Source organism: Serratia sp. LSHTC3 (assembly GCF_057197125.1).
The window spans coordinates 22,238-30,586 of sequence record NZ_JBXUNP010000012.1 but is presented as its reverse complement, the minus strand read 5'-3'; the positions used below and the strand labels follow the sequence as shown (position 1 = coordinate 30,586).

Sequence of the window (8,349 nt, the reverse complement as noted above, 5' to 3'; positions counted from 1 at the left end):
CCAGAAGGCGTAGAGATGGTAATGCCAGGCGACAACGTGAACATGGTTGTAACCCTGATTCACCCAATCGCGATGGATGACGGTCTGCGTTTCGCAATCCGTGAAGGCGGCCGTACTGTAGGCGCTGGTGTTGTTGCTAAAGTTATCGCTTAATCGCTGATAAAGTTTGACGCGACACGCGGTAAAAGGGCATCATTTGATGCCCTTTTTCTACGCTGTGAACTAGAACCTATCTCATCAGCGATTTTGCAGTCATAATCATTGGTGAGATGGGCTCTTAAACCGTATTGACTGAATACGTCATGGCGTAAAACACCGGGATATCGCTCGCGCGGTATCCGATCGGTTTGGTTTGCCTCGCAATGCGAGGCAAAGTTGTTTGTTATGAATCATCATTGTGACAGGTTGGTTTATGAGTGCGAATACCGAGGCTCAAGGGAGCGGACGCGGCCTGGAAGCGGCAAAGTGGCTGATCGTCGCCGTTCTGTTGGTTGTGGCTATTGTCGGTAACTATTACTACCGTGATTTAAGCCTGCCATTGCGCGCGCTGGCAGTTGTGCTGATCATCGCCGTTGCAGGTGCAGTGGCTCTGATGACCACCAAAGGCAAAGCCACCGTTGCGTTTGCCCGTGAAGCGCGTACCGAAGTACGTAAAGTGATTTGGCCAACTCGTCAGGAAACGCTACACACCACGTTGATCGTTGCCGCGGTAACCGCCGTGATGTCACTGATTCTGTGGGGGCTGGATGGTATTCTGGTCCGTCTGGTGTCGTTTATTACTGGCCTGAGGTTCTAAAATGTCTGAAGCTCCAAAAAAACGTTGGTACGTCGTTCAGGCGTTTTCCGGTTTTGAAGGTCGCGTAGCGCAATCGCTGCGTGAACACATCAAACTGCACGATATGGAAGAGCTGTTCGGCGAAGTGATGGTGCCTACGGAAGAAGTGGTTGAAATCCGTGGTGGCCAGCGTCGCAAGAGCGAGCGTAAATTCTTCCCTGGCTATGTGCTGGTGCAGATGGTGATGAATGACGCCAGCTGGCACCTGGTGCGCAGCGTACCGCGTGTCATGGGGTTCATCGGCGGTACGTCTGACCGTCCTGCGCCGATCAGCGATAAAGAAGTTGATGCGATCATGAACCGCCTGCAGCAGGTCGGTGACAAACCGCGTCCGAAAACGCTGTTCGAACCGGGCGAGCTGGTGCGCGTCAACGACGGCCCGTTTGCCGATTTCAACGGCGTGGTCGAAGAAGTCGATTACGAGAAGAGCCGCCTGAAAGTTTCCGTTTCCATCTTCGGCCGTGCAACGCCGGTGGAACTGGACTTCAGCCAGGTTGAAAAAGGCTGATCGAATAATCAGCAATAAGCGGTCCGTTGCCGCTTGTCAAAGGCGCGAAATTGAACTACAATTTCGCGCCTTTTGTTTTTAGATGCCTTGCCTGATGTCTGTCCGGCGAGGTTAAACACGGGGAGCCTCTCACGAGGCGATACTACCCAAACCGAGGAAATTTAAATGGCTAAGAAAGTACAAGCCTACGTTAAGCTGCAAGTTGCAGCTGGTATGGCTAACCCGAGCCCACCAGTGGGTCCAGCTCTGGGTCAGCAGGGCGTTAACATCATGGAATTCTGTAAGGCATTCAACGCTAAAACTGACAGCGTTGAGAAAGGTCTGCCGATTCCGGTTGTTATCACCGTTTATTCTGATCGCTCCTTCACTTTCGTTACCAAAACCCCGCCAGCAGCAGTTCTGCTGAAAAAAGCGGCTGGTATCAAGTCTGGTTCCGGTAAGCCGAACAAAGACAAAGTAGGTAAAGTGACCCGTGCTCAGGTACGTGAAATCGCAGAAACCAAAGCTGCGGACATGACTGGTTCTGACGTTGAAGCGATGACTCGCTCCATCGAAGGTACCGCTCGTTCCATGGGCCTGGTAGTGGAGGATTAAGAGATGGCTAAGCTGACCAAGCGCATGCGCGTGATCCGTGACAAAGTTGATGCTACTAAACAGTATGACATCACTGAAGCTGTTGCTCTGCTGAAAGAGCTGGCCACCGCTAAATTCGTAGAAAGCGTTGACGTTGCCGTTAACCTCGGTATCGACGCTCGTAAATCTGACCAAAACGTTCGTGGCGCTACCGTTCTGCCACACGGCACCGGTCGTTCCGTTCGCGTTGCCGTATTTACCCAAGGCGCTAACGCTGAAGCAGCGAAAGCTGCCGGCGCAGAGCTGGTAGGTATGGACGATCTGGCTGAGCAGATCAAGAAAGGCGAAATGAACTTCGACGTTGTTATTGCTTCCCCGGATGCAATGCGCGTTGTAGGTCAACTGGGCCAGATCCTGGGTCCACGCGGCCTGATGCCAAACCCGAAAGTGGGTACCGTTACTCCGAACGTTGCTGAAGCAGTGAAAAACGCTAAAGCAGGTCAGGTTCGCTACCGTAACGACAAAAACGGCATCATCCATACCACTATCGGTAAGGTTGATTTCGACGCAGACAAACTGAAAGAAAACCTGGAAGCCCTGCTGGTTGCGCTGAAAAAAGCAAAACCTTCTCAGGCGAAAGGCATGTACATCAAGAAAGTTAGCCTCTCCACCACCATGGGTGCTGGCGTTGCTATCGATCAGAGCGGTCTGTCTGCCGCAGCGAACTAATCGCACTTGCGATTATCGCTTTGACTTGGGGCCGAGATTTGTCTAGAATCTTATGCCCCAAGGTTTTGCTATTGGCTATGCCGTAGGCAAAACAAAGATTTTTCGGTTGGAGCCTGGCCTATCCAGGCCTCCGTCCAAGACCGCAGGTGTATCGCGAGATACTTAATCCTTCCTGCGTAGACGGTGACAGAGCCTAAGAAAATTTTTCTTTTTTATAAAAGAATGTCTTTGCTGGATTCTGCTCACCGTGTTAAGCCGCTCGGCGTGGCGTTTTACAAAGCGCCGAGTGAAGTGAGTTCCGGGGGATTTTCCCCGGCTAATCCAGGAGCAAAAAGCTAATGGCATTAAATCTTCAAGACAAACAAGCGATTGTTGCTGAAGTCAGCGAAGTAGCCAAAGGCGCGCTGTCTGCGGTTGTTGCGGATTCCCGCGGCGTTACCGTAGATAAAATGACTGAACTGCGTAAAGCAGGTCGTGAAGCTGGCGTTTACATGCGTGTTGTTCGCAACACCCTGATGCGTCGCGTAGTTGAAGGCACTCCATTCGAATGCCTGAAAGACACGTTTGTCGGTCCAACCTTGATTGCATTCTCTCACGAACACCCGGGCGCTGCTGCTCGTCTGTTCAAAGAGTTCGCGAAAGCGAATGCAAAATTCGAGGTTAAAGCTGCGGCCTTTGAAGGTGAGCTGATCCCAGCGGCGCAAATCGACCGCCTGGCGACGCTGCCAACTTACGAAGAAGCGATCGCACGCCTGATGGCAACCATGAAAGAAGCCGCTGCCGGCAAACTGGTTCGCACTCTGGCTGCAGTACGCGATCAGAAAGAAGCGGCGTAAGCCACTCTTTCTTAGCCTTTGCTAACGTATTTAAACTATTTCTGAATTTTAGGAACAATTGTTATGTCTATCACTAAAGACCAAATCCTGGAAGCAGTTGCCGCTATGTCCGTAATGGACGTTGTTGAACTGGTTTCCGCTATGGAAGAAAAATTCGGCGTTTCTGCTGCTGCTGCTGTAGCTGTAGCTGCTGGCCCAGCTGAAGCTGCTGAAGAGAAAACTGAATTCGACGTTATCCTGAAAGCTGCAGGCGCTAACAAAGTTGCTGTTATCAAAGCAGTACGTGGCGCTACCGGCCTGGGTCTGAAAGAAGCTAAAGACCTGGTTGAATCTGCTCCAGCCGCTCTGAAAGAAGGCGTGAGCAAAGATGACGCAGAAGCTCTGAAAAAATCTCTGGAAGAAGCTGGCGCAGAAGTTGAAGTTAAATAAGCCAACCCTTCCGGTTGCAGCCTAGTCTTTTAGGCTGATGGCTGGTGACTTTTTAGTCACCAGCCTTTTTGCGCTGTAGGGCGCCAGTAGCGTTTCACACTGTTTGGCTGCTGGTTTCGCCTCCCAATGTTTGTTTCTATTGACGACTTAATATACCGCGGTCTTTGCACTACCAGGAGTTCTGGGGGAAGGCGCGATGAAATGGTTTAAGCGTGATAGCAAGAGACATTGCGGAAAGTGTTCCCGCTTTCCGGTCGACAAAACGGTGTTGCATGAACTGTCCCTAATCGGACGGACAGATTGGGTCACTGATCAGCGAGCTGAGGAACCCTATGGTTTACTCCTATACCGAGAAAAAACGTATTCGTAAGGATTTTGGTAAACGTCCACAAGTGCTGGACATACCATATCTCCTTTCTATCCAGCTTGACTCGTTCCAGAAGTTTATCGAGCAAGATCCAGAAGGGCAGTACGGCCTTGAAGCCGCATTCCGTTCTGTTTTCCCTATCCAGAGCTACAGTGGCAATTCGGAGCTGCAATACGTTAGCTACCGTCTTGGTGAGCCGGTCTTCGACGTCAAAGAGTGCCAGATCCGTGGTGTGACGTTCTCTGCACCGCTGCGCGTAAAACTGCGCCTGGTTATCTATGAGCGCGAAGCGCCTGAAGGTACGGTCAAAGACATCAAGGAACAAGAAGTCTACATGGGCGAAATTCCGCTCATGACCGAAAACGGCACCTTTGTGATCAACGGTACTGAGAGGGTTATCGTATCTCAGTTGCACCGTAGTCCTGGCGTATTCTTCGACAGCGATAAGGGTAAAACCCACTCCTCGGGTAAAGTGCTGTACAACGCACGCATCATCCCTTACCGCGGTTCATGGTTGGACTTCGAGTTCGATCCGAAAGACAACCTGTTCGTGCGTATTGACCGTCGCCGCAAACTGCCTGCGACCATCATTCTGCGCGCGCTGAACTACACCACTGAACAGATCCTCGACCTGTTCTTTGACAAGATCGTCTTCGAAATCCGCGACAACAAGCTGCAGATGGAGCTGGTGCCTGAGCGCCTGCGTGGTGAGACCGCTTCGTTCGATATCGAAGCCAACGGCAAGATCTACGTAGAGAAAGGCCGTCGTATCACCGCCCGTCATATCCGTCAGCTGGAAAAAGACGACATTCAGAGCATTGAAGTACCGGTAGAGTACATCGCGGGCAAAGTGGTCGCGAAAGACTATATCGATACCAATACCGGTGAGCTGATCTGCGCAGCCAACATGGAGCTGTCGCTGGATCTGCTGGCCAAGCTGAGCCAGTCTGGCCACAAGCGCATCGAAACGCTGTTCACCAACGATCTGGATCACGGCGCGTACATCTCTGAAACGCTGCGTGTCGATCCGACCAACGATCGTCTGAGCTCGCTGGTAGAAATCTACCGCATGATGCGTCCTGGTGAGCCGCCAACGCGCGAAGCTGCCGAAAGCCTGTTCGAGAACCTGTTCTTCTCCGAAGACCGCTACGATCTGTCCGCAGTCGGCCGTATGAAGTTCAACCGTTCTCTGCTGCGCGACGAGATCGAAGGTTCGGGCATCCTGAGCAAAGACGACATCATCGAAGTGATGAAGAAGCTCATCGATATCCGTAACGGCAAGGGCGAAGTGGACGATATCGACCACTTGGGCAACCGTCGTATCCGCTCCGTCGGCGAAATGGCCGAGAACCAGTTCCGCGTAGGTCTGGTGCGTGTTGAGCGTGCGGTGAAAGAGCGTCTGTCTCTGGGCGATCTGGATACCCTGATGCCTCAGGACATGATCAACGCCAAACCGATTTCGGCGGCGGTGAAAGAGTTCTTCGGCTCCAGCCAGCTGTCCCAGTTCATGGACCAGAACAACCCGCTGTCCGAGATCACGCACAAGCGTCGTATCTCTGCACTGGGCCCGGGCGGTCTGACCCGTGAGCGCGCCGGCTTTGAAGTTCGAGACGTACACCCGACCCACTACGGCCGCGTGTGCCCAATCGAAACGCCGGAAGGTCCAAACATCGGTCTGATCAACTCCCTGTCCGTGTACGCACAGACTAACGAGTATGGCTTCCTGGAAACCCCGTACCGCCGCGTGCGTGACGGCGTGGTGACCGATGAGATCAACTACCTGTCTGCTATTGAAGAAGGCAACTTCGTTATCGCCCAGGCGAACTCCAACCTGGATGAAGAAGGCCGCTTCGTAGAAGACCTGGTCACCTGCCGCAGCAAAGGCGAATCAAGCCTGTTCAGCCGCGACCAGGTTGACTACATGGACGTATCCACCCAACAGGTTGTTTCCGTTGGTGCCTCACTGATTCCATTCCTGGAACACGATGACGCCAACCGTGCATTGATGGGTGCGAACATGCAACGTCAGGCCGTACCAACCCTGCGCGCTGACAAGCCGCTGGTCGGTACCGGTATGGAACGCGCTGTAGCGGTTGACTCCGGCGTAACCGCCGTTGCCAAACGCGGCGGTGTGATCCAGTACGTGGATGCTTCCCGTATCGTTATCAAAGTTAACGAAGACGAGATGTACCCGGGCGAAGCAGGTATCGATATTTACAACCTGACCAAGTACACCCGTTCTAACCAGAACACCTGCATCAACCAGATGCCGTGTGTGAATCTGGGTGAGCCAATCGAGCGCGGCGACGTGCTGGCGGATGGCCCATCGACAGACCTGGGCGAACTGGCACTGGGCCAGAACATGCGCGTAGCGTTCATGCCTTGGAACGGCTACAACTTCGAAGACTCCATCTTGGTCTCCGAGCGCGTGGTGCAGGAAGATCGCTTCACCACCATCCACATCCAGGAACTGGCGTGCGTGTCTCGCGACACCAAGCTGGGGCCTGAAGAGATCACCGCCGACATCCCTAACGTGGGTGAAGCGGCGCTCTCCAAGCTGGATGAATCCGGTATCGTGTATATCGGTGCTGAAGTGACCGGCGGCGACATTCTGGTCGGTAAGGTAACGCCTAAAGGCGAAACCCAGCTGACGCCGGAAGAGAAACTGCTGCGTGCGATCTTCGGTGAGAAAGCGTCTGACGTTAAAGACTCTTCTCTGCGTGTGCCGAACGGCGTTTCCGGTACGGTTATCGACGTGCAGGTCTTCACCCGCGATGGCGTGGAAAAAGACAAGCGCGCGTTGGAAATCGAAGAGATGCAGCTGAAGCAGGCGAAGAAAGACCTGACTGAAGAACTGCAGATCCTGGAAGCCGGTCTGTTCGCACGTATCCACGCGGTGCTGGTTGCCGGTGGTATCGAAGCCGACAAGCTGAGCAAGCTGCCGCGCGATCGCTGGCTGGAACTGGGCCTGACCGACGAAGAGAAGCAAAACCAGCTGGAGCAGCTGGCTGAGCAGTACGACGAACTGAAATCCGACTTCGAGAAGAAGCTGGAAGCCAAGCGTCGTAAGATCACTCAGGGCGACGATCTGGCGCCGGGCGTGCTGAAAATCGTCAAGGTTTATCTGGCCGTTAAACGTCAGATCCAACCGGGTGACAAGATGGCGGGCCGCCACGGTAACAAGGGTGTTATCTCCAAGATCAACCCGATCGAAGATATGCCTTACGATGAAAACGGCACGCCGGTAGACATCGTACTGAACCCGCTGGGCGTACCATCACGTATGAACATCGGTCAGATCCTGGAAACCCACCTGGGTATGGCTGCGAAAGGCATCGGTGAGAAGATCAACCAGATGCTGAAGCAGCAGCAGGAAGTGGCCAAGCTGCGTGAGTTCATCCAGAAGGCCTACGATCTGGGCGACGACGTTTGCCAGAAAGTTGACCTGAACACCTTCAGCGACGACGAAGTGCTGCGTCTGGCAGAGAACCTGAAAAAAGGTATGCCGATCGCAACGCCGGTGTTTGACGGTGCGAAAGAGACTGAAATCAAGAAGCTGCTGGAAATGGGCGGAATCCCGACCTCCGGTCAGATCACGCTGTTCGATGGCCGTACCGGTGAGCAATTCGAGCGCCAGGTTACTGTCGGCTATATGTACATGCTGAAACTGAACCACTTGGTTGACGATAAAATGCACGCCCGTTCAACCGGTTCTTACAGCTTGGTTACTCAGCAACCTCTGGGTGGTAAAGCGCAGTTCGGTGGTCAACGCTTCGGTGAGATGGAAGTGTGGGCACTGGAAGCATACGGCGCGGCTTATACCCTGCAGGAAATGCTCACCGTTAAGTCGGATGACGTTAACGGCCGTACCAAGATGTACAAAAACATCGTGGATGGCGATCACCGGATGGAGCCAGGCATGCCGGAATCCTTCAACGTACTGTTGAAAGAAATCCGCTCGCTCGGCATCAACATCGAACTGGAAGACGAGTAATCGTCATTCCGGCTCAGGCTCCCCGCCTAAGGGAGCCTGAGGGTGGTTGTTCAGGTCACACGGGTACCTACTGCGGTT

General features: G+C 53.4%; 8 protein-coding genes. All 8 read left to right on the top strand.

Going from position 1 to position 8,349, the window contains the following annotated elements; genetic code table 11:
• On the top strand, positions 1-153 hold a 153-nt coding region (locus AC2CGI_RS23730; protein ID WP_074027563.1), incomplete at its 5' end, for an EF-Tu C-terminal domain-related protein.
• A gap of 259 nt (positions 154-412) precedes the next feature.
• Positions 413-796, top strand: a complete 384-nt coding sequence (gene secE, locus AC2CGI_RS23725) for a preprotein translocase subunit SecE (protein ID WP_004929916.1) — start codon at positions 413-415, stop codon at positions 794-796.
• A 1-nt stretch (position 797) separates the two neighbouring features.
• Positions 798-1,343, top strand: a complete 546-nt coding sequence (gene nusG / locus AC2CGI_RS23720; protein WP_004929914.1) for a transcription termination/antitermination protein NusG — start codon at positions 798-800, stop codon at positions 1,341-1,343.
• A gap of 165 nt (positions 1,344-1,508) precedes the next feature.
• Positions 1,509-1,937 carry a 50S ribosomal protein L11 gene (gene rplK / locus AC2CGI_RS23715; protein WP_015376316.1) on the top strand — a complete coding sequence of 143 codons (429 nt, stop codon included), beginning with the start codon at positions 1,509-1,511 and terminating at the stop codon, positions 1,935-1,937.
• Positions 1,938-1,940: 3 nt separating this feature from the next.
• A complete protein-coding gene (gene rplA / locus AC2CGI_RS23710) occupies positions 1,941-2,645 on the top strand; it encodes a 50S ribosomal protein L1 (RefSeq protein ID WP_004929908.1) in 705 nt (234 codons plus the stop codon).
• A gap of 338 nt (positions 2,646-2,983) precedes the next feature.
• Positions 2,984-3,481, top strand: coding sequence for a 50S ribosomal protein L10 (rplJ, locus tag AC2CGI_RS23705; protein WP_004929905.1), 498 nt, complete (start codon positions 2,984-2,986; stop codon positions 3,479-3,481).
• 63 nt (positions 3,482-3,544) lie between these two features.
• A complete protein-coding gene (gene rplL / locus AC2CGI_RS23700) occupies positions 3,545-3,910 on the top strand; it encodes a 50S ribosomal protein L7/L12 (protein WP_004929903.1) in 366 nt (121 codons plus the stop codon).
• A gap of 332 nt (positions 3,911-4,242) precedes the next feature.
• Positions 4,243-8,271, top strand: coding sequence for a DNA-directed RNA polymerase subunit beta (gene rpoB / locus AC2CGI_RS23695; RefSeq protein ID WP_004929900.1), 4,029 nt, complete (start codon positions 4,243-4,245; stop codon positions 8,269-8,271).
• Positions 8,272-8,349 lie beyond the last annotated feature (78 nt).